Here is a 23,692-nt window from a genome sequence, read left to right as displayed (position 1 = left end):
AATTAAAACTCTTAATTGTGTGCATTTTAGCTATAAAAAAATATATAAAAAATAGGCTTTAAACTTAAATGATTTTATAAATATAAACGGGTCCTTCTCAAGAAACTTTTTAAACTGCGGTGGGCCTGCCCGAAAGAAAGAGATTTATAAGAAAGCTTAAGGGGGTTCATTTTCGTTTTTATCGTATTCTTAGCAATATTTTTAATAAAAAAATAGGCTTTAAACTTAAAAAATAAAAGAAATTTATTTTAAAAAACAATAAATTTTAAAAAAATTATTAGTTTTTTTGATTTTTATTGGTAAAAAATGATAAAATAAAGAATGTAAAAAAATACTTTTTTACTTTTGTTTATGAGCTACTGACTATTAAAACACACTTTTAAAATTTAAAAAAACATACATGAGAAAAATTATAAATATTTTTGCAAACTCAATTTTTATAAAGCCGAGATTAAATTTAACAGAGTGGGCTAAAGAGTTCAGAATTTTATCACGCGAAAGCTCATCAAATTATGGAAGATTTAAACCTTTTTCTTATCAAATAGAGCCTATGAACGAAATATCAAATCAAAAAAGGCGTAAAGTAGTTTTACTTTGGGCTTCCCGGCTTGGGAAAAGCGAGATGATAAATAATACTATAGGCTACTATATTCATCAAGAGCCAAGCACAGTATTATTTATGCTCCCAAATGAAAACGACGCAGAAGACTACTCAAAACGGCGACTTACTCCTATGATTAGAGACTGCAAAGAGATAAACGCACTTATAAACTCAAACGATTCAAACAATACGATATTAATTAAAAACTTTCGTGGTGGCAACTTAGCGCTTGTAGGCTCAAACTCTCCATCAAAACTAGCATCAAAACCCATCAAGGTGCTTTTAGTTGATGAGGCTGATAGGTGTGAAGCTACGAAAGAGGGCGATAGTATAAAACTAGCAGAAAAAAGAACGATAACATTTGCAGATAGAAAAATAATCATAAGCTCAACACCTACGATAAAAGGTAGTTCAGCTATTGAAGCAGAATTTGAAAGTTCTGATAAAAGATTTTTTTATGTAACTTGCCCCCATTGCGGGTTTAAACAAACTCTTAAATTTGAATATTTAGTTTGGGACAAAGACGACAAAGAAAAACCACTATATGACACGGCTAAATATCAATGTGCGGAGTGCGGCTCACTACTTAGCGAACAAGAGAAAAACGAGGCGGTAAGAAATGGCGAGCGGATAGCAAAAAATCCACACTCAAAAACTGCAGGCTTTTTTCTAAATGCAATTTATAGCCCCTTTTTTAAAATGAGTGATATTGCAAGAGATTGGTATGAGAGCAAAAACGACCAGCTAAAGTTACAAACTTTTATAAATACTATTAAATGCGAGAGTTTTGAGCCTCCAGCGGTTAAGTTTAATGAAAACGAACTATATAACAGACGCGAAACATACACTGCTAACAACTTCCCTGTGCAAGTTGAGTTTATCACTGCCGGCGTTGATATACAAGATAACAGAATAGAAATTAATTTCATAGGTTGGGCGCGTGGGCTTGAAGCTTATAACCTTGAATATATACAATGCTGGGGCAACACAGACCAAGATAAAGTGTGGATGGATACATACAAAGAATTAGTTAAAAAATTCAAAAGAGAGGATAATAAAACGTTTATTGTATCTCTTGTTTGTATCGATAGTGGCTTTAATGCTGAAAGAGTATATAGACTTGTTAGCCTTGATAAAAGATTTATAGCAACAAAAGGGCTAAGCGAACAAAGCTCAAAAGCTAGTTTTTTAAATAAATTAAAAAATATACAAAAAGGCGTTAAATTTATGCCTATTGGAACATACGCAGGTAAAAATGAATTATACAGACTTTTAAGTATAACAGAACACGGCGATGGATACTTTCACTACAATGAGAGCTATACGCAAGAGTTTTTTAACCAGCTAACAGCTGAGAAAATAGAAAAAGTAAAAGATAAAAACGGATACACAAAACTAAGATGGGTAAAAACAAGAGAGCGTAACGAAGCATTAGATATAACTTTACTAGCATACGCCGCTGCAAAACTTCTAAAAATATCAAAAAGAAAGAAAAAAGTAGTGAATAATGGAAAAAGTGCATAAAAACTTAATGATTAAAAAAACAAGATATGATATGACAATTAGCATAGAGTGCGCCTCAAAATTCGAACAACTATGCGAAGCTTACGAATTAAAAAAAATCAGACATGGCAGACTTGATAATAAACTCGTTTTGTGAAGGCAATCTCGTATATAAGCACTACTTGCAAAACCTAAGAGTAAAAAAACAATCAATAAAACAAAAAGCAATCAAAGATTTATCACTTTTTGGAGATTTGGATTGATAGTAACTACAAACGAGCTAGGCGATATACTCTCTTTGACTAGCAGGAGAATTCAAGATCTAGAAAATGAAGGCGTTATAAATAAAGTTGCTCGTAATAAATGGGATTTAAGAGATTGTGTTGATAAGTATTTGGATTATAAAATATCAAACGCGACAAGCTCATACGGGCTAACAGAAGCAAGAGCAAAAAAAGAGCTAGCAGACGCAGAGCTAAAAGAGCTTATTTTGGCAGAAAAAAAAGGCGAAGTTATAAGGCTTGATAAATTAGAGAAAGAATTAAGTGATATAGCTTCAACACTATCAAACAAGCTTTACAACCTACCAAATAGGTTAAAACTAAATATAGCTATTAGTGATGAGGTAGAAATTCATCTTATTAAAGAACTAGAAGAAATTTTAAAAGAGCTTAAAATACCAGAAAACTACAATGGCTAATATCTATTAATATTTTTTTTAAATCCCTTGTATAAAAATAAATAGTGCTTTTGTTAATTTTTTGGTTATGGAAGCACTGGAAAAAATTAAAAAAATAGATGAAGCTATAGATAATGTGTTATCAAATCTCGGTAACGGCATAGAGATAAAAGAATACTACATTGACAATATAAGAATTGTTAAACGCTCACCGCTGGAGCTCATACAAGAACTAAGACGTATAAAAAAGCTAATAATATCAGATATGCAAAAGCAGAAAAAAAGCTTTAAATTTATATTTGGAGATAGCTTTTAATGAATATATTTAAATCATTTTTTAAATCATCAAAAACTAAAACAGGCTTTTTTAAACCAAAGCCAAAAATAAAACTTTTTAGGTACCCAAGCCTTGAAGCACCAGAGATAAACAAAGCAGAGCTATCAAGACTTATAAGAAACACAGACCCTGATAACGCCAACAAAATACTAAGAAATCAAGCAAGAAGCATAAGCACTGCTGTAAGCTTAGCAAGTGGCTTTTTTGATACGCTTGATTCTGAAATTTTAGGTGAAAGTGGATTTATTTTAGACATTGCTACTCAAAACAGAAAACTAAACACAACTATACAAAACGCTTTCTATGAGTGGGAGCAAAATTGTTGCTTGCATGGAGTATACGACTTTGAAGATTACGAAGAGCTTGTATTAAATGCACTTTATCGCGACGGCGAGGCATTTATCCGCATTGTTAGGGGCGATAGCTTAAAAATAGAGCTAATCGATGCGGACGACATAGATAACGATTTTAACGACGATGCTTTAAATATAAGATGTGGCATACAAAGAGCAAGTAAAAACAGTATAACCCCAATAAGATATTATGTTAAAAACTCTGAACGCGAACGCATAGGCATAGATGCAAAAGACATAATACATATTAAAAAACCACTCATTGCAAAACAAGTAAGAGGTAACTCAAAACTTGCAAGCTCTATATTAGACATACACCAAAAAGATAAATTTAAAAAAGCAGAATTGAATCGTGCAAGACTTAGCTCCGAAGCAACAGGATTTTATACAAGAAAAGATGATGGAGCGATAGGCGATGCCTTAAAAGGATGGGATGAAGAAACAGGCGAGTTTTTAGAAAGTGAAGAAGCACAAGCCCCAGAAACTGTAAGCGTTGGGACTATGAATGTGCTAGATGAAGGATACGAGCCAAAATTTATAGACCCGCACAACCCTACAAATATCGAGTTTTACCTAAAAAGCACAAATCAAGAAATAGCCCGCTCTCTTGGCGTTTCTTACTCAACCTTAACTGGTGATTTAAGGGAGGTAAATTATAGCTCACTTAGGCAAGGTGCTACGTCGGAACGTAGAGGATTTAGACGCACACAAAACTTTATACGTAGAAAAATGCATAACGTGATTTTTAAAGAATGGCTGCTTATCGAGCTTTTAAACGGCAAGATAAGACCAAACGCTTATAACTTAATTTTAGCTCATTTTTCTTTTAAGCCTCAAGGCTGGGAGTATATAGACCCAAACAAAGAAGTTGCAGCAAATGCAAAAGCAATCGAAAGTGGTTTTAAAACACGCGTTGAGGTTTTACGTGAAAAAGGTATCGAGTATGATACTTATATAGATGAAAAAGAAAAAGAAAAAGAAATCGTAAAAAAACTAAAAGAAATTGAAGATATACAAAATTCAAGGAGCGATGATGAATAAAGATTTTTTAAAAGAGTTGCAAAACTTTAGTATCTCTTTTGCAAAAGATACTGCTTTTGATGATGAAAACAAAACTATAAGCTTTGTAGCTTTATCAAAAGACAATCTACATAAAAGGACGAGCTTTTGGGGTGATGAATACTATTTAAGTGTAGATACATCAAATGTTAAATTTAATGCAAAAACACTATACAAAGACCATAACCCTACATTTGAAAACGCAATCGGCAAGATTGTAGATGTTAAATTTGAAAACGGCACGATAAAAGCCAAAGTGCAGTTTAACGATGAGGTAAGAGAGTCAAAAGAAGCCTACGCAAAATATAAGGCAGGCTTTTCTAACTCTGTCAGTGTTGGTTTTGGCGAGTATAAAGTAAAGGAGATGGACAAAATAGATGGAATAGACCATTACCAGATCTATGAAGGCGAGATTATAGAGCTTTCAGCGGTTTGGCAAGGAGCAGACAAAAACGCAGTAGTATCAAAATTTAATAAATCAATTAAACAAGGAGGGCAGATGCCAGAAGCAATCAAAAAGCTGCAAGAAGAATCAGCACAAGACACACAAAAACTACAAGCAGAGCAAGAAGTGCAAACTTTTAGCAAAGCAGGACAAGCACAAAACGAAGAAAGAGCAAACATAATAGAGCTAGCTAAAATAATGGGGCGTGAAAAAGAAGGGCTAGACGCTATAAGCGAAGGCAAGACTTATGCACAATTTTCTAAAGAAATGGCAGCATTAAATTCACAAAGTGAGGTTAAAAAAGTGAATATAATCACAAATAAAACAGAAGATGCAAACTTTTCACTTGCTAAAATCATAAGATCAGCAGTTGATAGGAACATAGACCTATCAAGAGAAATGCAAAACAGCGGCAAAGAAATCGGCAGATTCGCATTACCCGATGAATTCATAGCACAATTTAACGACACAATCACAAAAACATCTAATACAGGCGATATAGTAAATCAATCATACAGAAGTGATTTATTAGTGGACCAATTAAAGCAAGAAAGCAAACTTCTAGGACTTTGTACGTGGCTTACAGGACTTCACGCAGCAGTTACAATTCCAAGAGATACATCAAACATTACCGCTGATTTTGTAGAAGAGGGCGGAACAAGAGACGCTGAAAAGCTAGCATTTGATAACATCAAACTAGCACCGCACACTTTAAACGCGAACATAGTTATAACAAGAACTATGCTAAATATGGCAGCTATTGACCTTGAAAGCTTTGCATTTAAAAAGCTAAAAGAAGCTATACGCAAAAAGCTAGAGCTTACTATGCTTTATGGCGTTAGCGTCGTAAAAGGTTTATTTGACACTAGCGGGATACCAACAGTGCAAAATTATATGAAAACCCCAACACTTGATTTAACTTTAAAATTTGGCGATTTGCTTGACGCATCAGGTGCTAACACAGACCACGCCAAATTCTTTTTAAACGGCACAGATATAAGCAAGCTAAGAGCTACAAAACGTGGCGAAAGCTTAGACAGAATGCTTATTGATGTAGGCGATACAGATTTGCAAGGCTATCAGTACTTTAAAAATAACAACTTAAAATCAGGCGATGTGATTTTTGGTAATTTTGAAGATATATATGTAGGTGCGTTTGGTTCGCTTGAAGTATTGCCTTTAATGCAAAGGGGCGGGGATGTGTTGTTGCAGGCATTTTATGATATAGATATTAAATTTGCACGTGAGAAATCATTCGCAGTATCTAAGACATCAGAATAACAAAAAAAAGAAAGGCAATCAATGAGAAAATTTAAAGTTTTATACCCAACAAGAATAATGGATAAAATCTATAAGGAAGGCGAGACTGTAGAGTTTTCGCCAAGCACTGATAGAAACTTTATAGCAAGACTCCAAACAATAAAAGCTATTGAAGAAATAATCGAAGAAGAAAATCAAGAAAATTCAATCGATGATTTGATTAATGGCGAATTTGATGAGGTGGACCAGTTAGATGCAGAGCCACAAGACAAAAAGCAAAGAGCTAAAAAGCAAAAGTAATCAATATGATAAATCTTGAAATGGTAAAAGCTGATATGCTAGCTATCATAAATCAAAGTGCAAGTATTGATTTTACACTTAAAAAAGATGAAAGCGTAAGAAAATGCCATTTTAATAAATACTCAAAAGTCATATATGATAATGGGGCGGTAGGGACAGAGATAACCGCCCTAGTAACGATACAAAACAACGAAGATATAAAATTAAAAGATATTATAGAAATTTTAGGCGTAGAATACGAGATAACAAAATTAATAACAGAAAGCCAAGTTTTAAAGCGATTATTTTTAAGAGAGTTATAATAATGCAAGAGATAAGAGAATTAAACATCACTAAGCCCACACATCAAGAACAACCGCCAAAAAATCAAAGAAGCGAAATAATAAGCGGTTTAAAACAACATCTTAGCGAACTTAATTATAATATTGAGGTATTTGAAATTTATGTATTTGACAAAGAAACATTACCGCTTATAGTTATAAAAGATAGTGATGATGATGTAGATGTTGTAAGTTTTGAAACAATAAGGCATACATTAAGTGTTAGTATAATTTTAATAGATACATCATACACAAAAAACGATGAACTTGTAAAAGAAGTTTTACATAAAATGAAGAGCTTTAATTCTAAATTTAATACAAAAATATTAAACGCAATTAATAGGTCTACAATTCAAGTATTAGATAAAGATTATGTAGCGACAGAATTAAAAGTAACATTTACTTATCAAACCGAACTTTGGAGCTTGTAAAATGCAGTTTATAGGCAGTATTTGTGAAATTAGCGAAGATAAAAGCCTTGTGAGGGTTGATTACTTAGGCACAAAAACAAAAATGATACCTTACGTGCAATTTGCTAACTCTTTTAAACGTTCATTCTCGCCCCCACGCATAGGCGAACAAGTTATAGTGCATCAGCTAAGAGACAACGGGCTTAAATATGCCATAGGTGCTATCTTTAACACAAAATGTAAAGAGCCATTAGGTGTAAGCCAAACAAAAGAGATAACAGAGTACGAAGACGGAACGATAATAAGCTATGATACTTCAAACTCAACACTTGAGATAAAATCACCTAAACTTATAAATTTAGCATGTGATAATTTAACAATTAAAGGCAATATAAAAATAATAGGCAATATAACGCAACAAGGAAGTATAAAAATAAGCGGGGAGATAACAGATAGCAGGGGTAATTTAACTACACATAGTCATAGAGATACAGACGGAGGAACAAGCCTACCACGCTAAAAATCCCTTGTATAAAAACAAAAAAGCACTTTGCTAATATAAGCCCAAATAAACAAAAAAAGGCAAAGTGTGTATCAAATATCAATAGATGAAAACATAGCGCGCATAGCAAAAACAACTAAGCTAACTAAAACGCTACGCCCAACTTTTGGGCTTGATAAATACATTGATAAACAAATCACGCTAAGTAGATTATTACAAATCAAGCAAGAGCTAAAAACTCAAATAAAAGAGTATGAACCAAGAGCGAAAGATTTAGCTATTGATATTGATGTAGGCATAGACAATAAGCTAGATATAAAAATAAGATATAGCGTTAAAGACTCCGAACTTACAAACACTCTAAGGTTGGAAATATGAGAACTCCAAAATTTATAAAACCATTAGACATCGAAAAAGAACGCCAAAGCATAATCGAAGAGTTTAAAACAAAAAGTAATAAGCTTGATTATGTTCCTCTTGTAGGCGATGATTATATGACGCTTATAGATATATTTTTGTTTAGATTAAATAACTTCTTTGAGCTAATCAACATAAAAATAGCAAATAATTATCTAAGTTTTAGCACAGGCGAGTATTTAGACGAGCTAGTCTCACTTATAGGCATTAAGCGTAATGAAGAAGTAAGACCTATAGCACAAGTTGAAATTACTGTAAGTTCTGCTACTTTTTTACCAAAAGGAACAAAATTCACAGATGGCAAAGGGCATTTTGCTTATTTGCTAGAAAGTACAGATATACAAGATAGTAAAATAGTCAAAATAGAAGCAACAGAGTATTTTAAAGAAAACTACGAAACTACCATAATTGAAAATAAAAACATCTATGTTAAAAGCGTAACAATGTCATCGCCTTTTAGTGGGTTTAAGGCAAGAGAGAATGACGACGAACTAAGGAAACGCTTTTTACTTGCTATGCATCGTTTTAGTACGGCGGGGAGTGCAAAGAGCTATCTATTTTATGTTTTAAGCGTTGAAGGTATCAGCAAAGCAAATGTATATAACCTAAGTGCTGGAGTAGTGCAAATAGTTTATTTTTCAGACTATGACGAAGATACCGCAAAGCTTAAAATAACAGAAGCATTAAAAGATAAAATACCGCTCACCGATAAGGTAAAGATTAAACCCGCCACAAAAATAAGTCTTGATTTAACAATACAAGTAAAAGTAACGCAAGATTTTATGTTTAACGAAGTTGTCAAAAATATAGATTTTAGAATAAGAGAGTTTTTTAAAACACTTGAGATAGCACAAACACCTCACACTTCAAAGCTTATAGAAGTAGCATTTGATGATAACACAAGAGCAATCGAGATAAGCACCCAAATACCGAAAGCCGATAGAGATAGTATATTAATACTTAACGATTTGCAGATTACAAAGGCTAACTATGCTCGATTTAAGGGCGTATAGTGATGTTTTGTTTCGCATTGATGAGGTAATACAAAATAAGCTAGATGAGTATTTGATATTTGATGATAGATTTTTTATAATCAGAATGATACTAATCGTGCTTTTTTAGCTGATATGTTTGATGTAGAACCAAAAAGCAGAAGCTTAGAAGAAACAAAAGAACTATTAAAAGAGCAAATTAAAACTTATTTTAACGAGGGTACTTTTAATGCTATAGAAAAAGCGCTAAGAGGATTATATGCAGATACTAAAATATCAAATTGGTATGAGTATGACGGCGAACCTTATCATTTCAAGATAGAACTTGACAGCAGTAAAAACGGCGTTAATTTTGATGAGCTTACAAAAGTAGACGAGATAGCAAACACTTATAAAAATGTGCGTTCAGTGTTTGATGGGGCTAGCATAAAAGTAGGCATAAACACAAATATAAATGCCGCATCTTTTACAAGTATATCTGAAGACATTGTTATATATCCCGCACAAATAAAAAATATAAGTACAAATAATAATTACTTCATAGGCTCTTACACAAAACTAGCCGAAATCATAAGCACACAAACTATAAATTTAAAAGGAGAGCTTGAATGAGTCAAAGCACGATGATAACAAATGTGGGACTTAGCAAATTAATACAAGCATCATCTAATAACGGCACTATACAGCTTTCCCATATGGCAGTTGGGGACGGCCAAGGCGAAATAAACCAAGATATGACCGCATTACAAAACGAAAAACATAGATTTTCTATAAATGCTATAACTATAAACGCACAAGATAGCCATATACTTGAAGTTGAAGGCGTTATAAATGCAAACATAGGAGGCTTTTATATACGTGAGGCAGGTATTTTTTGCGATGATGGAAGTTTATTTGCAATCGCAAAAGTTGCTGAAAGTTATAAGCCACTACTTGATGAAGGTAGCGCAAAAGATATAACAATAAGCTTTAAAATTCAGGTATCAAATACAAACTTAATAAACTTAGTAGTTGATAATAATACAGTGCTAGCTACGAGAAAGTGGGTAAATGCATCACACTACACAAAAACAAAAACAGATGAGTTGTTTTTAAAAAAAGATGATGCCGAACAAAGATATCTTAAAAAAACAGATACAATAGATGCTTATACCAAAAGCCAAAGCGATAATAAATATGCTAAAAAGAGTGAACTTAATGACAAGCTAAACACATCAACATTTAACGATGAAAAGTCAAACTTTCTACTTAAAAGTGCTGTGACTAATTCATTAACATCATAAAGTACTGCTAATGCTTTATCAGCTAATCAAGGCAAAGAGCTAAAAAGACTAATAGATAACTTGGCATCAACTGTAAACAACAAAGCCGATACAAGCAGAAGTTACACTAAGAACGAAAGCGACAATAGTTATATTAAAAAACAGATGCAACAGATACCCCATCATCTAACAAAATAGCAAAATACAACAGTAGTTCAAATCTAAAAGCTTATCAGTTTCAAATGACAAAAAGTAGCGATAGCGGGATGAACTCAAGTTCGTATATTGCTTACATGAACAGTGATGGACTTATATTTAAATCAAACATATCAAACTTTTTAAACGCAATAAATGTTTATAACAAATCAGAAAGCGACAATAGATATGTTCAAAAATCTGATAATGATGGAGTTCCACCAGGTACAATCATAGCATTTGCAGGGAACATATCAAATAAGCCATCTGGCTTTTTAGAATGTAATGGCGCTAGTTTAAGTAAGTCTACCTACTCAAAACTTTACTCAGCAATAGGCACTACCTACGGTGGTAGTGGAAGTAATTTCAACCTTCCTGATTTTAGGGGGATGTTTCTGCGTGGCGTTGGTGGTAATGCTGCAGCACTTGGCACAAAACAAGGCGATGCTATTAGAAATATTCAAGGGAAAATATCTCTTGTTCGACGAGGGTCTTATGAAAAGAATGAAGTTAGCGGAGTGTTTGCATATGATAAAAGCTGGAGCGCTGCTCTCAAAAGCGGAAATGAAGATTCATGGGGTTCTACTGCATCCTTTGACGTTTCAAGAGTAGTCGCAACAGCAAACGAGAATAGACCACAAAACTTTGCAATTTATTGGTTGATTAAATATTAAATAAAAGGATGAGTGATGAAAATTTATAATTACGATGCTATAACAAAAGAGTTTTTAAATGAAAGTGAAGCAGAGCTTAGCTCACTAGAAGAAAACGTATATTTAATACCAGCAAATGCAACTGACATAAAACCACTAAAAGCAAAATCAGGGTTTGCGATTTGCTTTATAAATAACGAGTGGGTTTATAAAAGGGATCTAAGAGATAAAACATTTTATCACACAAAAACACAGCAAAGCATTGTGGTAGATACGCTTGATTTTGATGATGGGGAATATACAGAGTTAGAGCCTTTTGATGATAGCTTCTGGGACGGTAAAAAATGGGTAAAAAGCCCTATCACAAAAGAAAAGCTTATACAAGAATTTAAAGACAGAGTGCAAGCTCATTTAGATAAGGAAGCACAAAGTCACGGATACGATAATATTGTATCAGCTTGCAGCTATGCTGGGTATGAAAACGAGTTTAAAGAAGAGGGCGAAGCTTTTGGTAAGTGGCGTGCGAAGGTGTGGAAAAAGTGGTATATATTTTTAGCGGAAAAAGGAAATCAAGACCCTAATACAATAAAGATTGATGAACTTTTACAAGACTTACCAGATCTTGAATTACCAAAAGAGAGTAATTAAACATGCAAAACATAAAACGTGTAATCGTTAAACCGTTTAGCAAGGATAAGTTTGAACTTGCTGAGGACTTTATCTTTGGTTATATAAAAGTACCAAAAGGCTACAAAACCAATGGTGCAAATATACCACGCTTATTGTGGTCTTTGTTTCCGCCAAACGCACCTGAATATTTATCAGCCATTGTAATACACGATTACTTATGTGATGTAGCTGATAGCACTGTCAAAGATAACATACTTAAAAATGTAAACTTTAAGTACGCCGATGACATGCTTCTAAAAGCTCTTTTAACTTTGAGTGTGAATAAATTTAAGTCTAGGCTGTTTTATTATAGCTGTAGAGCGTATCACAAACTAAGGTATAAACAATGATCAAAGATTATATTAATTATATCTCTTACTCCCTTATAGTTGTTTGCTTTTTATGGATAAATCATTTAAATAATAAAATAGATGAACTGAGATACAGACTAAACACGAGCAAGATAACAAATGAGCTTTATATCTCAAACCTTAGTGACTGTAACTCTAAAATAAAACTTCAAAATGAGAAGCTAAAAATTCTAAGAGTAGATAAAGAAAAACTAAATAATGAGCTTATAAAACTTGATGATAAATTTAAAAAGATAACAACACCAAAAGCAAATAGCAAGTGTAATGTAAAACTAAAATACTATGAGCAACTTTTTAAGGAGCTTTCGTGATGAAAACAGAAACTAAAAACAGAAATTGTAAGTTTGTATTTTATATCTTTGTAGTTGTTTTTTTGATTATCTTAGCAGGTTGTGCTGATAAGCAAGTGATAGTAAAAACAGAATATAAAGATGTATACGTGCCAGTGAAATGTAAAGTAGAGCTACCAAATAAACCAGCGTTTGATGAAAAAAATCCACAGACAGCAAAAGAGCTATCTAAATACTATAAACAAATAGAAATACTTTTAAAGGAATGTATAGATGAATGATATCTTAATATTTTTTGAAAAAAATAGTTATTTGCTTTGGATAGCAATTATTGGTCTTGTGGCTGGATTTTTAAATGATAAGTATAGTGAAGATAAGACAAATACAAGAAAGATAGCCAACTTCTTTACAGGTGCAATATCTAGTATGTTTTTTTGTTGGATTGCTTATGAAATATCATACTATTTTACAGACCATGAAAGATTATCTTTGGCCGTTGGTGGGTTTGTCGCTTGGAGAGGTGCTGAGTGGATAAATAGCATAGTTGATAAATTCATAGAGACAAAAACAACGAATAAAGGGAGTGAATGAAAACATTATACATACATAGATTTAAAAATATTCATGATGGAACAATCGGAAGATTTGAGTTAAAAGACGCAAACCTATCGCTTTTGTAAGGCGTAACATTAGAACCAAAAGGCGAGGACTGCGAAACTCCAAATCAAGACAAAAGAATACCAGCAGGAGACTATAAAGCGATATTTTACAGAAGCCCGCGTTTTAAAAGAAGATTACCGCTTTTGTTTAACGATAAAGTTAAAAAAGTTAGATACATTTTGATCCATAACGGCAACTTCCCGCAAGACGCTGAGGGGTGTTTTTAGTGGGGAATAGAAGCGACAACAAAGGAATTTATAATTCTGTGGCAACTTTAAGTAAATTGCTTGAACTTATAAATTACGATAATTTTGAAGTAAAGATAATAAATCAATTTTAAAAAAAGGAGATATAATGCCTAGCAAATACGGCGTTAATGTAGAGCTTTATAACGGCTCACTAAACCCATACGAGATCAACAATCAAAGACCAATAGCGATAGTTGGTGATGATAGCACATTAGCAGCGGGGTTATATGTATATAGTTCAGTTAATGATGCGATTGCTAAAGTAGAGCGCGGAAGTGTAAAAAATGCACTTGATGATTTAAAGGCGTGTGGGATACACACACAAGTGGTATTAAATGTTTTTGCACCAAGCACAGAAGAGGACGAAGAAACAAAAAAAACAAGCAAATTTAACATCTTGCATAAACGCAGTAGATGAGCTTAAAAAAGCTCAAAGCATAGTAATGACAAAACCGAAATTTATAGCTGCCCCTGAATATAACGATAACGGAGTATATGAAAAACTTAAACAAGTAGCCGAGTATCTGAGGGCGGTATATACTATTGAAATAAATGCAACAAACGAAACCACCGCAAAATCTGCAGTAACAACACTACAAACAAAAATGGCGATAATCACTTATCAAAAAGTAGCTAGAGTAGATAAAACAGTAAGACCTATGAGTATGTTTTTACTAGCTCTTTACGCCAAAGTGATGGCTAAAACCGAGTATGGGTTTTCACAAACATACTCAAACAGAGTAATACCAGATATTACAGGATTAGTTGATACAGTTGAATATATCCAAGGCGTTGATTGTGAGGCTGATAGACTAAGAGGTGAGGGCATTACTGTAGCTTTTGTAGATGATGGAATTCGCGCGTGGGGAGGCGAAACAAGAGATGAAGACTTTTCTAGCTTACATACATATGTTATATTTTACACTGCCATAGAAACCATATTTGAAGCACAAAAAAGAGCTATAGATAAAAGAATGCGTGATGTGCTTAAAAATGTAGTAGATAGCTTAGAAGCTTTTTATCGTAGACTTGTAGCTAATAACGTTGCGGTTGGTTTTGAGGTAAGTATCCCACTTGAGCTAAACACAAACGAAACCATAAGCGAAGGTAAAATCTACATACAACACAAAGTGCAAGAGATGCCACTAATCAAAAACATAACAAATAGAATTTACAGGGTTACAGAATACTCACAAGTTCTAATCGAGGAGCTTTAAAAATGAATAGACTTGAACTTAAAGGCAGCATATACGAAGCAAGAGAAGAGGTAACAAAAGCACAAAATTTAAAAAACAAAATGAAAAATGATCTTGTAGGCTCTTTGAATGAGCCTTTAAATTTTAATTTGCTTTTTGGATATTTAGAAAGCTTAAAAACAGCAGATGAAACAATCAAATCAAAACAAAAAGAGATAAAAGATTTGCAAGAACAATTAAACGATACAGAGGAGCTTTAAAAATGAATAAATATGAACTAATGGGGCGAATAGTAGAACAAAAAGAGATAGCCGCCAAAACAAAAGAAGCCTTAGCCGAACTAAAAGAGGCTATAGTGTCATCTTTAAATAAAAAGTTTTTACCTAGCGTATGGGATGAACTAACTAAAAACTATAAAAATAAAAGTATATTGTTAAGCAATACTTTTTTAAAAATAAAAGAGTATGAAGATGAGCTAAAAACACTTGGTAATGAAAACATAAAGGAGTAAGAAAATGTTAAAAGCACAAGCAATAACAGGCGGAAACCTTTTTATTGATGGGGTAGGTTGTTTTGGCGAGTTGGTAGATTTTGAAGCACCAAAATTCGAGCATGAGACACTAGAAGCGAATTCAGAAGTTGGCAAATATGAGCTAGTATTACCAACGCTAAAACCGCTATCAGCTAAATTTACTGTAAATAACGTAAGTGATGTATATTTTTCACTACTTAACACAAAACAACATCAAAAGGTTTATATCAAATCAAACAACACAGGAAGCGAAGGAACAGAAGTATCAATAATAGCTACTTTTACCGGTAGCGTAAAAATACTAGAAACGCCAAAGTTTGAAATGAATAAAGAGGCGAATATGACAATTGAAATGAATTGTTATATAGTTAAATACGAAGTAGATAAAAAAGCTGTATTGGTTTATGATATAGAAAACAAAGTATATTCTGTAAATGGCGATGATTTATACGCCACTATAAGAAAAAACATATCATAAATTAGTGATGAGGTTATAGCGTCTTATAAACAAGACGCTTTAAAAATATAAAAAATCAAGGAGTAAAAAAATGGGACTTAAAAAAATAGAATTACCACAAAAAGAGTATACTTTTTCAGACGGCCAAACAGTAATTTTAAAATCGCCAACTTTAGCACAAATGCAAAACATCCAAAAAAGAACAAGTGATGACATAGAACAAATAAAACTTATGCTTATAGAAATGAGTGATGGAGAACTTGACAAGGAATTTTTAGGAAGTTTGCCGATTAATGAATGGGCGAACCTTGCTAAAAATATAAGTGAGTTTATAGGCATAGACATAAAAAACTAACAGAGGGCATTGCTCTTATAGGGCATTGCCTACATTTTACATATAGTGATATTATGAACTTAGATTTTAATGAGTTTGTAGAATATTACAATATATCAACAAGGCTAATCCAAATTTGAATTGGCCTTTCTTTTCTTAAATATAAAATATAAAATTGCTAAGGGGATAATCCATACCCATGCATAAGTTGCTACCATCCACTCTGCCGCTATATAAACAAGAATAATAAAAATAATCATCATAACCCAACCAAAAAGATTCGCAAACGCTACGACAATATCATCCATTGCTATTAGCTCCATTGTATTTTTTAAGCTTAACTATTTGTTATTGTATCATAATAAATAATTATAAGGCTTTTTTATGGCAAAACCTATATTAACCTTTGGAATGGATTTAAGCGATTTTAACAAGGCGATGAGTGTTGTAAATCGTGAAACAAGAAGTTTTAGCAATCAATTAAACAAAGTAACAAAAGATGCAATGACTGCTTACAAAAAAGGGCTACAAGAATTAAAGGCCAACCCACTAGCAGATCAAAAAGTAAAAGAAAAGCTAGACAAATTAAAGCAAGACCTAATCAAAGCCACATCTACAAAAATACGCCTCAATATAGATGAAGCAACAAAGAAAATAATGAACCTTAAAGGCGAAGCATTGGCAGCCTTTGCATCTATAAGTGCAGTAAAAGCCCCTATAAAAACAGCTATAGATTTTGAAAGTGCTATGGCTGATGTTAAAAAGGTAGTTGATTTTGACACTCCCGAAGAAGTAAAGCTATTTTTAAATAAGCTTTTAAAAATGAGTCAAATTATACCAATGACCGCAGAAGGCTTATCACAAGTAACCGCTGCAGGCGCTCAAATGGGTATAGCAAAAGATGAGTTATTTAAATTTACTGAACTTGCATCAAAAACAGCAGTAGCCTTTGACATAACCGCCGAACAAGCAGGGGACAGCATAGGGAAGATAAAAAACATCCCATCTCTTAGCATAGACGAAACGGGCGAGATGATGGATGCGATAAACCACATATCAAACAAAAACGCCGCCAAAGCCTCCGAGATAGTGGAAGTAATGAAGCGTATATCAGGCATAGGTAAACAAGTAGGCATAAGCAAAGAACAAACCGCCGCACTTGCTACTTCTTTTATCGCACTTGGTAAGGCGCCAGAAACAGCAGCAACTGCAAGCGAAGCACTACTTAAAAAGCTAAACAATATAAAATCAGCCACACCAAAAGCACAAAAAGCGTTTAGCGATATGGGGATAGATATAAACGACTTTTCAAACGCTATGAAGAAAGACGCGCAAGGGACTATACTTAAATTTCTTAGTGCTTTGCAAAAGGTAGAACCACAAAAAAGAGGAACACTCTTAACTTCTATAATGGGCTTAAATTATGATAGCGACATTGCTACTCTTATAAGTGGTATAGATATATAAAAAAGCACTAAACGAAGTAAGCAGTAAAGATAATTTCAAAGGCTCAAATGAAGCAGAGTTTAAAGCAAGAAGTGCAACGACTGCCAACTCTTTGCAGATGGTTAAAAACTCTTTTACTGCTGTGGGTATAAGCATAGGTAATATATTTTACCTTATGTAAATAAAGCCCTTGATGTTGTTAGCTCTTTTATCAAAAATATAAGTGAGTTCGCGCAAAACAATGAATCGCTTATAAAAGTTATAGGGCTTGGCGTTGGGGCTTTAGTCGCTTTAAAGACTGCCTTTTTAGGCGTAAAGTTTGTAGGTGCATTAGCTACGATAAGCTTAAATGGATATAGGCAAATGCTTATAAAACTTCCTTTTGATTGTTTAAAACTTGGCGGGGCGGTTGGCGATTGTAATATAAGCTTATCAAACATGAGACAACACCTATCAAATAATACATTATCATTAAATAAAATCAAACAAAGCATAATAAACAATATAGCGTATTTTAAACTATATGCTTTATCTGTCGGCGGAGCTAAAGGCGTTATACAAAATTTTGGTAGTGCGTTGATCTCTTTAGTCGCAACGCCTTTTAAAATGCTTTTGGCTGGATTTTCTGCGATAAAAACAGCACTTATAGCATTGACTACAACCCCTATAGGCCTAACCATTACCGCAATAGCTACTGCGGCTTTTTTGGTTTATAAGTATTGGGAACCTATAAAGGCTTTTTTGGGTGGCATTTGGGATGGACTAAAAGAAGGCCTATCTCCGATAATACAAACCATATCTGTAGCATTTGCACCACTAAAACCAATATTTAGTTTTATATCTGATTTTTTTAGCTCTTTGTTTTCTCAAAGCGAAGTCACAAAAGAAAGTTTATCAGGCTTTGCAAGTGTTGGTAAAATGGTCGGTAATGTTTTGGTGATGGTTTTTAACGCTATAACTTACCCTTTGCAGATCGTGATAAAATCTATACAATGGATTTTTAAAACAATAGCAAGCTCAAGCGTAGGTAAGTGGCTAGGCGAAAAGCTCGGTATTAGTATCAATGATGAAGATATTAAAAAGCTAAATAGTAATGAATTTAAAACGATAGACATCTCCCAACTAACCACGCAAATGCCAAATGCAATAACACAACAATCAACAGTCAATAATTATCAAAACAACCAAACAACTAAAGGCACAATAGATAAAGTCATAAGCGACAAATATACAAACAACACTCAAAACACTACAAGACAAATAAACGATAATAAAAAGATAGATATACACATGCACGGCACACAAGCCACACCAGAAGCAGTAGCCGTTGCGGTAGCAAGTGAAAGGTATAGTTTTACGGATTAGACTTATGCGCTAACTTGCATTTTTAAACCAAAAGAAGATATAAGTTTCATTATAGTATCAAACTTTGGTTTACTTCCTTTGTGAAAGGTTTTATATAAACTTTCTCTGCCCAGCCCTGTGTCTTTTGCTATTTGGCTCATGCCTTTGGCTTTTGCTATATTGCCAAGTGCGTCTAGTAACTCATCCATATCACCATCGGCTAAGATTTGAGATATATATTCTGCTATGACTTCTTGATTGTCTAAATACTGAGATATATCAAAATCCGTTATTTGTGTTTTACTCATTTTCTAAATCCTTTAAAATTTCATTTGCTTTTTTAATATCATTACTTTGAGTTGATTTATCCCCGCCAACTAATAAAATAATAATCTCATCGTTTTTATTTGTGTAATAAACTCTATATCCTGGACCAGTTGTAATTCTTAGTTCGCTTATATTGTTACCAACTGATTTGCAATCTCCAAAGTTACCATCTTTTATTCTTTCAATTCTTCGCAAAATTGAAACTTTGCCCCTTATATCTTTAAGCTTTATTAGCCATTTTGAAAAGTAATCAGTTTGTTTTATTGTATACATGGATAAATTGTATCCTAAAAGATACTTATTTGTCAATAAAATTAATATAATCAATATTGACAAAAATATATATAAAACTATATTATTATAAATAAAAAAGACACTTTATGAGCTGTAATATAACAGTATCTCTACCAAATGATTTAAATGAAGAGCTTGCAAGTGTAGCAAAAGAGCTAGGCGAGAGTAAAAGTGCTTCGGTTAGGCAAGCACTATATTATTACTTTGATATACTTGATCTAAAACTAGCCGAGCAAAGAGCAAAAGACAAACAAAAATGGCATAGCTTAGATGAGCTTATAAAGCTAAATGATTAGCTATTAGGGTTATCTATCAAAAGATAGATGATAAGCTAATAATATACGTTCTAAAAATTACAGATAGAAAAGATGCTTATTAGTTTTTTAAAAATTAAAAAATTTATTTGACTGTGATAACGCTATAATTTCATTAGCTTTGTAATCTTCATATATACTTTCTATTTTATCGTATATTATAGGTATAATAAATTGCCCATTAATATTGTTTGAGATATTAAAAAGTTGTTGAAGTTTTTCAATATCTACTATTTCAACTTTATCTATTGCTGAAAATCTAGGGGATGTCTTGTTTATTTTATTTACAAAATCTATATATGCTAAATCAAAAGCTGATATTATAACTTGCTTTTTACCATGACCCTCATTACCATTCATATCTTTTATAGAAAATTTTTTAACTGTTGGTGTGTCTTCATATGATAAAAAGAATTTTTGCCCATATAACAAATCCGAATATGATGTAAAAAAAGAGTTAAAATCTGTGATATTGTTGTTAATAATATCCATTTTTGTGTCTATTTTTGCTTTTATTTTCTCAAATATAATTTTTAGCTTATTTTCGTATTCTTCTGTTTTTTGTATATTGTCTATTTGCTGTTCTAATCTTCCTTTTTCTTCCGAGTTAGCTTCTAATTGTTGATTTAATTTAGTATATTCTGCTAGTGACCCTGTTTTTGATAGTTTTTGAAGAATATTTGAGTATTTTTCTGCATATTTCCCCCTTTTTTCTTCTAAAATACTTAAATCTTTATTATAGTTATCTATCTTTTTAATAGTATATTCTAGTTCGTGTTTAATCATTTTGTTATGAAAATTTACTACATTTTCAAAGCTCTTATGCATACTTTCTGTGTAAAATTTAACCTCTTCGTATAATAATTTTAGAGTATTTGTATCTTGTGCAAAAAGACCATTCTCTATATTGTCACGCTGTTTTGTGCTTATTGATATTTTTAGGTTTAAATCTGTTATATGATTTTCTATTTTCATTAAATTAAGCTGAATGTTTTTTAACTCTTCTTCTTCTGCTTGATACTTTGAGTCTATTTCAAAATCATCTCTTTGTTTTGATAATTTTTCTATGTTATTTTTTACTATTTCCAGCATTTGTTTTAAATCTTGAAGATTAAATTTTTGTTTTAGTATTTTTAACTCATCTTCAGTTTTTTTGAGTGTTTTTTCCAATTTGCTTTTTCTATCCAATAAAGTGTCGGCGCTAAAACCAAATAAAGATAAATGTATTTTTTCGTATTCTGAGTCAGATGTGCTTGAAAATAGGTATCTTAATACATTTAATAGTTGCTCTTCGTTTTTTCTTATAAATTTTGGTATAAGTTGCCTAAAGCTAGGTTTTAAAGAGCTATTATTAAAAAATATTTGTTTTAGTTTAGTTTTAAACTCTTCAAATTCTATTTCATTATTGTTTTTAAATATGTAATCTTCTGCTTTGATATTTTCTTTTTTAAAATATATACTTCTAAGTATAGTATAAGTGATATTTGGATTTTCTAAGCTATCTTTTATGGTAAGTTTAAATGTTGGAGTGTTGTTTTTTAGAAATTCAAAAATATCGTTATTTGTATTTTTAAACTCTTTGTCTTGATAAATTTGTTTTATATCTCCGCCAAGGCAAAAATCTATACATCTTAAAAGAGTAGTTTTGCCTATGTTATTTGTTGAACCTTGTTCTTCGCTTAACCCTATTATTAGATTAAGCCCTTTTTTGAATGTAATAGTTCTAATATTATTATTAAATTTATCTGTAATTTCCAACTTATCTAAGAACATTTTTTTATAAACCCATTCTCTGTAATATTTACAACATTTATCAAAAATAACCAATCTATAGTCAAAATAAAGTATTTTAAGCTTACTTTATGATGTTTGTTGAAAGAATTATATAAATCAAATATCGTATATTCTTTTTCATTTTCTAATATTTTTATTAATTCAGCCCCTAAAACATATAAACTATTTTGCGGGTATCTTTCAGTTATTATCATCTTTTTTTATTCCTTAAATTCTAAAAGAGGTTTTTCAAAAATTTTACACCTAGCAAATACATAAAATACTACATGGATAATATAACTTTTATCATCTGCATTTAAATCCGAATCAATAAGATCATATTTTATATCTTTTATGATTTTATCTAAAATTTCATTTGCATTTGCTTTATCATCATTGTTTTCCATGTATATATTTCTCATATATTTAATCATTTTGCTTTCAAATGCCGGATCTGTTTCACTTATAATTTTAATCTTTTCTGCTACTATATTATAGTTTTCCATATATTCATCAAAAAATTTTTTATAATTTGTAAGTTCGTTGTATTCTATCTTCTTTTCTATTGTGTAATCTTTTGTATCAGGCTTCTCATATTCTACATCTGTTGTAAAATCTGATATTTTTAGTAGTATCTTTTGTATGCTTGACTCTGCTTTTGAATTAGCCTCGGCACATAAGAAGATATTGATATGGTTTATATCTCTACCAGCCGCATTACTGTTGTTATTTGCTGTTATGTTTTGGCTTTTATCTAACATCTCTACCAGCCGCATTACTGTTGTTATTTGCTGTTATGTTTTGGCTTTTGATATTCATGCTATTATTTATCTTAATAACTTTTATAGTAGCAAATAAAGATAACACCAAACCAATTACACTACATATACCACTTATAAACAAAAACATATCGTTCGTAACTATTTCATGTATCATTTTTTAAATCCTTTACATTTTCAAGTTTAAATTCTCCAACCACATCTCTAAAAATTTCAAAGCATTTATTTGTATCAATCTTATTTTTCTTATAAGCATCATATAGCTTAAGAAATTCAAATATAGTTATTATTAGTATATTCTCTCTTTTTGCATAAGATATTTGTTGTTCGTGGATATTATCTCTATCAAGTGGAGATTTATCTCTTTGTGAATTTATGATTAGTATTCCTTTTATATTGGAAGGATTTATATTTTCATTGGAAGATATAAGATCTGATACGAATTTTTTACATTGAGCTATATTTTTATTGCTTACATTGTCTTTGATGCCTTTGATTTCTATCATAAATGTAAAATCTTTAAACTCAAATCTAAAATCCTCTTTTTTTACATCATTAAAATTTTTATCTACACTAAATATATCGTGTAATATATCTATAATAGCAACTACTAGCTCATCACCAGTTGAATAAAGTATAGATCTTATTGCATTATTTTTATCTATATTTTGTTGAATACTCTTTATATTATTTTCTAACTCTTCTTTTTTTAAGATTAAGCTTTTATCGTTAAAAAGTTCGATATCTTTAATCCACACAGGAGATTCTGATTTGTTAAAACTACATTGTAAAAAATCAATTATTTCTGATATGTTGTTTTTATCTATTTTGAGGGTTGTTATAAATATATTATTATTGCTTTTGTGTCTTATTAGAACATCATTGCCACCTAAAGATTTCAATATAACATCAACATTTTGATTATAATAATTTTTCATTACAAAATCAGATGAAAATTCTCTTTTGTTTATAATAGTTTTACTTCTATCATATTCTATTTTTGTATTTATTTTGATTGCACCGTTTATATAATTTTCAATATCTTTTAATGTGTCTTTGACTTCTGTATCATACTTATAATTTGTTACTTTTTGATTTTGTGGGAGTATTAATAAAACTTTATTTTTAGTATTATGTAAGATATTCGGTAGAATTGTAAAAAAATTTACCGTAACACAAAGAGTTTTTTGTTTATCGTCATATAGCCAAATTTCACTGTTATCTAAATCTATAACATTAAAGTCAAACTCGTTAAAGCTTTGATGTTTATCTAAATTGTTAATTGTGTATTTTTTGTTTTCATCGTATTTGATAGTTATATTATTATTTGTTAATACTTGTATATTCATATATTATCCTTTTATATTATA

Annotated in this window: 38 protein-coding genes and 1 pseudogene; 30 read left to right on the top strand and 9 right to left on the bottom strand. The window is 31.6% G+C overall.

The genetic code is table 11. The annotated features are described in order from the left end of the window. Positions 1-400: 400 nt before the first annotated feature. The 27 genes and pseudogenes from CPIN17260_RS05015 (at position 401) to CPIN17260_RS04895 (ending at position 16,066) form a co-directional block, all read left to right on the top strand. Positions 401-2,125: a phage terminase large subunit family protein gene (locus tag CPIN17260_RS05015; RefSeq protein WP_078440664.1), complete on the top strand. Its 1,725-nt coding sequence runs from the start codon at positions 401-403 to the stop codon at positions 2,123-2,125. Positions 2,126-2,363: 238 nt separating this feature from the next. After that, entirely contained in the window at positions 2,364-2,804 is a 441-nt protein-coding gene (locus CPIN17260_RS05005; protein WP_078440663.1) for a hypothetical protein, read from the top strand. Positions 2,805-2,871: 67 nt separating this feature from the next. After that, entirely contained in the window at positions 2,872-3,099 is a 228-nt protein-coding gene (locus CPIN17260_RS05000; protein ID WP_078440662.1) for a hypothetical protein, read from the top strand. Then, entirely contained in the window at positions 3,099-4,514 is a 1,416-nt protein-coding gene (locus CPIN17260_RS04995) for a phage portal protein (protein WP_078440661.1), read from the top strand. The genes CPIN17260_RS05000 and CPIN17260_RS04995 overlap by 1 nt, the downstream gene beginning before the upstream one ends. After that, positions 4,507-6,258 carry a phage major capsid protein gene (locus tag CPIN17260_RS04990; protein WP_078440660.1) on the top strand — a complete coding sequence of 584 codons (1,752 nt, stop codon included), beginning with the start codon at positions 4,507-4,509 and terminating at the stop codon, positions 6,256-6,258. Before CPIN17260_RS04995 ends, CPIN17260_RS04990 begins: the two co-directional genes overlap by 8 nt. Positions 6,259-6,279: 21 nt before the next feature. Then, positions 6,280-6,537 (top strand): hypothetical protein, encoded by a 258-nt coding sequence (locus CPIN17260_RS04985; protein WP_078440659.1) that lies wholly within the window; start codon positions 6,280-6,282, stop codon positions 6,535-6,537. A 5-nt stretch (positions 6,538-6,542) separates the two neighbouring features. Continuing rightward, positions 6,543-6,839: a hypothetical protein gene (locus CPIN17260_RS04980; protein WP_078440658.1), complete on the top strand. Its 297-nt coding sequence runs from the start codon at positions 6,543-6,545 to the stop codon at positions 6,837-6,839. A gap of 2 nt (positions 6,840-6,841) precedes the next feature. Next, positions 6,842-7,288 carry a hypothetical protein gene (locus tag CPIN17260_RS04975; RefSeq protein ID WP_078387726.1) on the top strand — a complete coding sequence of 149 codons (447 nt, stop codon included), beginning with the start codon at positions 6,842-6,844 and terminating at the stop codon, positions 7,286-7,288. A 1-nt stretch (position 7,289) separates the two neighbouring features. Then, entirely contained in the window at positions 7,290-7,787 is a 498-nt protein-coding gene (locus CPIN17260_RS04970; RefSeq protein WP_078440657.1) for a phage baseplate assembly protein V, read from the top strand. A gap of 69 nt (positions 7,788-7,856) precedes the next feature. Beyond that, complete coding sequence (locus CPIN17260_RS04965; protein ID WP_157887335.1) at positions 7,857-8,147, top strand: GPW/gp25 family protein; 291 nt, start codon at positions 7,857-7,859, stop codon at positions 8,145-8,147. Beyond that, entirely contained in the window at positions 8,144-9,199 is a 1,056-nt protein-coding gene (locus tag CPIN17260_RS04960) for a baseplate J/gp47 family protein (RefSeq protein ID WP_078387723.1), read from the top strand. Before CPIN17260_RS04965 ends, CPIN17260_RS04960 begins: the two co-directional genes overlap by 4 nt. Then, a complete protein-coding gene (locus CPIN17260_RS09535; protein WP_257617163.1) occupies positions 9,177-9,308 on the top strand; it encodes a hypothetical protein in 132 nt (43 codons plus the stop codon). The genes CPIN17260_RS04960 and CPIN17260_RS09535 overlap by 23 nt, the downstream gene beginning before the upstream one ends. A gap of 5 nt (positions 9,309-9,313) precedes the next feature. Next, positions 9,314-9,790, top strand: a complete 477-nt coding sequence (locus CPIN17260_RS04955; protein WP_078387722.1) for a phage tail protein — start codon at positions 9,314-9,316, stop codon at positions 9,788-9,790. Further along, positions 9,787-10,461 carry a phage tail protein gene (locus CPIN17260_RS04950; RefSeq protein WP_078440656.1) on the top strand — a complete coding sequence of 225 codons (675 nt, stop codon included), beginning with the start codon at positions 9,787-9,789 and terminating at the stop codon, positions 10,459-10,461. Before CPIN17260_RS04955 ends, CPIN17260_RS04950 begins: the two co-directional genes overlap by 4 nt. A 221-nt stretch (positions 10,462-10,682) precedes the next feature. Further along, a complete protein-coding gene (locus CPIN17260_RS04945; protein ID WP_078387720.1) occupies positions 10,683-11,309 on the top strand; it encodes a phage tail protein in 627 nt (208 codons plus the stop codon). Positions 11,310-11,324: 15 nt separating this feature from the next. After that, positions 11,325-11,936: a hypothetical protein gene (locus tag CPIN17260_RS04940; protein ID WP_078387719.1), complete on the top strand. Its 612-nt coding sequence runs from the start codon at positions 11,325-11,327 to the stop codon at positions 11,934-11,936. A gap of 2 nt (positions 11,937-11,938) precedes the next feature. Continuing rightward, positions 11,939-12,307: a DUF1353 domain-containing protein gene (locus CPIN17260_RS04935; protein WP_078440655.1), complete on the top strand. Its 369-nt coding sequence runs from the start codon at positions 11,939-11,941 to the stop codon at positions 12,305-12,307. Next, entirely contained in the window at positions 12,304-12,639 is a 336-nt protein-coding gene (locus CPIN17260_RS04930) for a hypothetical protein (RefSeq protein WP_078440654.1), read from the top strand. The genes CPIN17260_RS04935 and CPIN17260_RS04930 overlap by 4 nt, the downstream gene beginning before the upstream one ends. Beyond that, positions 12,639-12,899, top strand: coding sequence for a hypothetical protein (locus tag CPIN17260_RS04925; RefSeq protein WP_069637482.1), 261 nt, complete (start codon positions 12,639-12,641; stop codon positions 12,897-12,899). The genes CPIN17260_RS04930 and CPIN17260_RS04925 overlap by 1 nt, the downstream gene beginning before the upstream one ends. Then, positions 12,892-13,209, top strand: coding sequence for a phage holin family protein (locus CPIN17260_RS04920; protein ID WP_078387716.1), 318 nt, complete (start codon positions 12,892-12,894; stop codon positions 13,207-13,209). The genes CPIN17260_RS04925 and CPIN17260_RS04920 overlap by 8 nt, the downstream gene beginning before the upstream one ends. 104 nt (positions 13,210-13,313) lie before the next feature. Further along, positions 13,314-13,505: pseudogene (locus CPIN17260_RS09670) on the top strand (DUF5675 family protein); the annotation flags it as partial. Positions 13,506-13,632: 127 nt separating this feature from the next. Further along, positions 13,633-13,944, top strand: a complete 312-nt coding sequence (locus tag CPIN17260_RS09385) for a hypothetical protein (protein WP_226996906.1) — start codon at positions 13,633-13,635, stop codon at positions 13,942-13,944. Then, a complete protein-coding gene (locus CPIN17260_RS04915) occupies positions 13,862-14,743 on the top strand; it encodes a phage tail sheath protein (protein ID WP_226996904.1) in 882 nt (293 codons plus the stop codon). The genes CPIN17260_RS09385 and CPIN17260_RS04915 overlap by 83 nt, the downstream gene beginning before the upstream one ends. Positions 14,744-14,745: 2 nt before the next feature. Continuing rightward, positions 14,746-14,982, top strand: coding sequence for a hypothetical protein (locus CPIN17260_RS04910; RefSeq protein ID WP_078440653.1), 237 nt, complete (start codon positions 14,746-14,748; stop codon positions 14,980-14,982). Positions 14,983-14,984: 2 nt separating this feature from the next. After that, on the top strand, positions 14,985-15,233 hold the full coding sequence (locus CPIN17260_RS04905; protein ID WP_078440652.1) for a hypothetical protein: 249 nt from the start codon (positions 14,985-14,987) through the stop codon (positions 15,231-15,233). Positions 15,234-15,237: 4 nt separating this feature from the next. Beyond that, the gene (locus CPIN17260_RS04900) at positions 15,238-15,732 is read left to right on the top strand and encodes a phage major tail tube protein (RefSeq protein WP_078440651.1); all 495 of its coding nucleotides are present in this window, start codon (positions 15,238-15,240) and stop codon (positions 15,730-15,732) included. Positions 15,733-15,802: 70 nt separating this feature from the next. Further along, entirely contained in the window at positions 15,803-16,066 is a 264-nt protein-coding gene (locus CPIN17260_RS04895) for a hypothetical protein (protein ID WP_078415519.1), read from the top strand. 104 nt (positions 16,067-16,170) lie between these two features. On the opposite strand, the gene CPIN17260_RS04890 is transcribed toward CPIN17260_RS04895, so the two are convergent. Next, the gene (locus CPIN17260_RS04890; RefSeq protein WP_078387711.1) at positions 16,171-16,353 is read right to left on the bottom strand and encodes a hypothetical protein; all 183 of its coding nucleotides are present in this window, start codon (positions 16,351-16,353) and stop codon (positions 16,171-16,173) included. Between the two features lie 76 nt (positions 16,354-16,429). On the opposite strand from CPIN17260_RS04890, the gene CPIN17260_RS04885 reads away from it, so the two are divergent. Next, entirely contained in the window at positions 16,430-17,512 is a 1,083-nt protein-coding gene (locus CPIN17260_RS04885; protein ID WP_078387710.1) for a phage tail tape measure protein, read from the top strand. Positions 17,513-17,664: 152 nt separating this feature from the next. Here the strand turns inward: CPIN17260_RS04885 and CPIN17260_RS04880 are convergent, their stop codons facing one another. Further along, positions 17,665-17,931 carry a hypothetical protein gene (locus CPIN17260_RS04880; protein ID WP_078387709.1) on the bottom strand — a complete coding sequence of 89 codons (267 nt, stop codon included), beginning with the start codon at positions 17,929-17,931 and terminating at the stop codon, positions 17,665-17,667. Between CPIN17260_RS04880 and CPIN17260_RS04875 the strand changes: the two genes are divergently transcribed. Then, entirely contained in the window at positions 17,930-18,856 is a 927-nt protein-coding gene (locus CPIN17260_RS04875) for a phage tail tape measure protein (RefSeq protein ID WP_078440650.1), read from the top strand. The genes CPIN17260_RS04880 and CPIN17260_RS04875 overlap by 2 nt on opposite strands. A gap of 2 nt (positions 18,857-18,858) precedes the next feature. Here the strand turns inward: CPIN17260_RS04875 and CPIN17260_RS04870 are convergent, their stop codons facing one another. Both CPIN17260_RS04870 and CPIN17260_RS04865 read right to left on the bottom strand, forming a co-directional pair. Then, positions 18,859-19,143, bottom strand: coding sequence for an addiction module antidote protein (locus tag CPIN17260_RS04870; protein ID WP_078387707.1), 285 nt, complete (start codon positions 19,141-19,143; stop codon positions 18,859-18,861). After that, on the bottom strand, positions 19,136-19,435 hold the full coding sequence (locus CPIN17260_RS04865; RefSeq protein WP_078440649.1) for a type II toxin-antitoxin system RelE/ParE family toxin: 300 nt from the start codon (positions 19,433-19,435) through the stop codon (positions 19,136-19,138). Before CPIN17260_RS04865 ends, CPIN17260_RS04870 begins: the two co-directional genes overlap by 8 nt. Before the next feature lie 107 nt (positions 19,436-19,542). On the opposite strand from CPIN17260_RS04865, the gene CPIN17260_RS04860 reads away from it, so the two are divergent. After that, entirely contained in the window at positions 19,543-19,752 is a 210-nt protein-coding gene (locus tag CPIN17260_RS04860) for a hypothetical protein (protein ID WP_078387705.1), read from the top strand. 87 nt (positions 19,753-19,839) lie between these two features. Here CPIN17260_RS04860 and CPIN17260_RS04855 read toward each other — a convergent pair whose 3' ends face one another. From CPIN17260_RS04855 to CPIN17260_RS04835, 5 genes are read right to left on the bottom strand one after another with little or no spacing between them, the layout of a single operon-like run. Beyond that, complete coding sequence (locus tag CPIN17260_RS04855; RefSeq protein ID WP_078440648.1) at positions 19,840-21,543, bottom strand: AAA family ATPase; 1,704 nt, start codon at positions 21,541-21,543, stop codon at positions 19,840-19,842. Then, positions 21,534-21,758: an ABC-three component system middle component 6 gene (locus tag CPIN17260_RS04850; RefSeq protein ID WP_078440647.1), complete on the bottom strand. Its 225-nt coding sequence runs from the start codon at positions 21,756-21,758 to the stop codon at positions 21,534-21,536. Before CPIN17260_RS04850 ends, CPIN17260_RS04855 begins: the two co-directional genes overlap by 10 nt. 6 nt (positions 21,759-21,764) lie before the next feature. Beyond that, positions 21,765-22,304: an ABC-three component system protein gene (locus CPIN17260_RS04845; RefSeq protein ID WP_078440646.1), complete on the bottom strand. Its 540-nt coding sequence runs from the start codon at positions 22,302-22,304 to the stop codon at positions 21,765-21,767. Continuing rightward, the gene (locus CPIN17260_RS04840; RefSeq protein ID WP_078387701.1) at positions 22,294-22,479 is read right to left on the bottom strand and encodes a hypothetical protein; all 186 of its coding nucleotides are present in this window, start codon (positions 22,477-22,479) and stop codon (positions 22,294-22,296) included. The genes CPIN17260_RS04845 and CPIN17260_RS04840 overlap by 11 nt, the downstream gene beginning before the upstream one ends. Further along, positions 22,469-23,671: a hypothetical protein gene (locus tag CPIN17260_RS04835; protein ID WP_078440645.1), complete on the bottom strand. Its 1,203-nt coding sequence runs from the start codon at positions 23,669-23,671 to the stop codon at positions 22,469-22,471. The genes CPIN17260_RS04840 and CPIN17260_RS04835 overlap by 11 nt, the downstream gene beginning before the upstream one ends. Positions 23,672-23,692 lie beyond the last annotated feature (21 nt).

It is taken from the genome of Campylobacter pinnipediorum subsp. pinnipediorum, from assembly GCF_002021925.1.
GTDB lineage: Bacteria > Campylobacterota > Campylobacteria > Campylobacterales > Campylobacteraceae > Campylobacter_A > Campylobacter_A pinnipediorum.
Note: the sequence above shows the minus strand (reverse complement) of the source record. Positions and strands in the feature narration are given on the sequence as shown.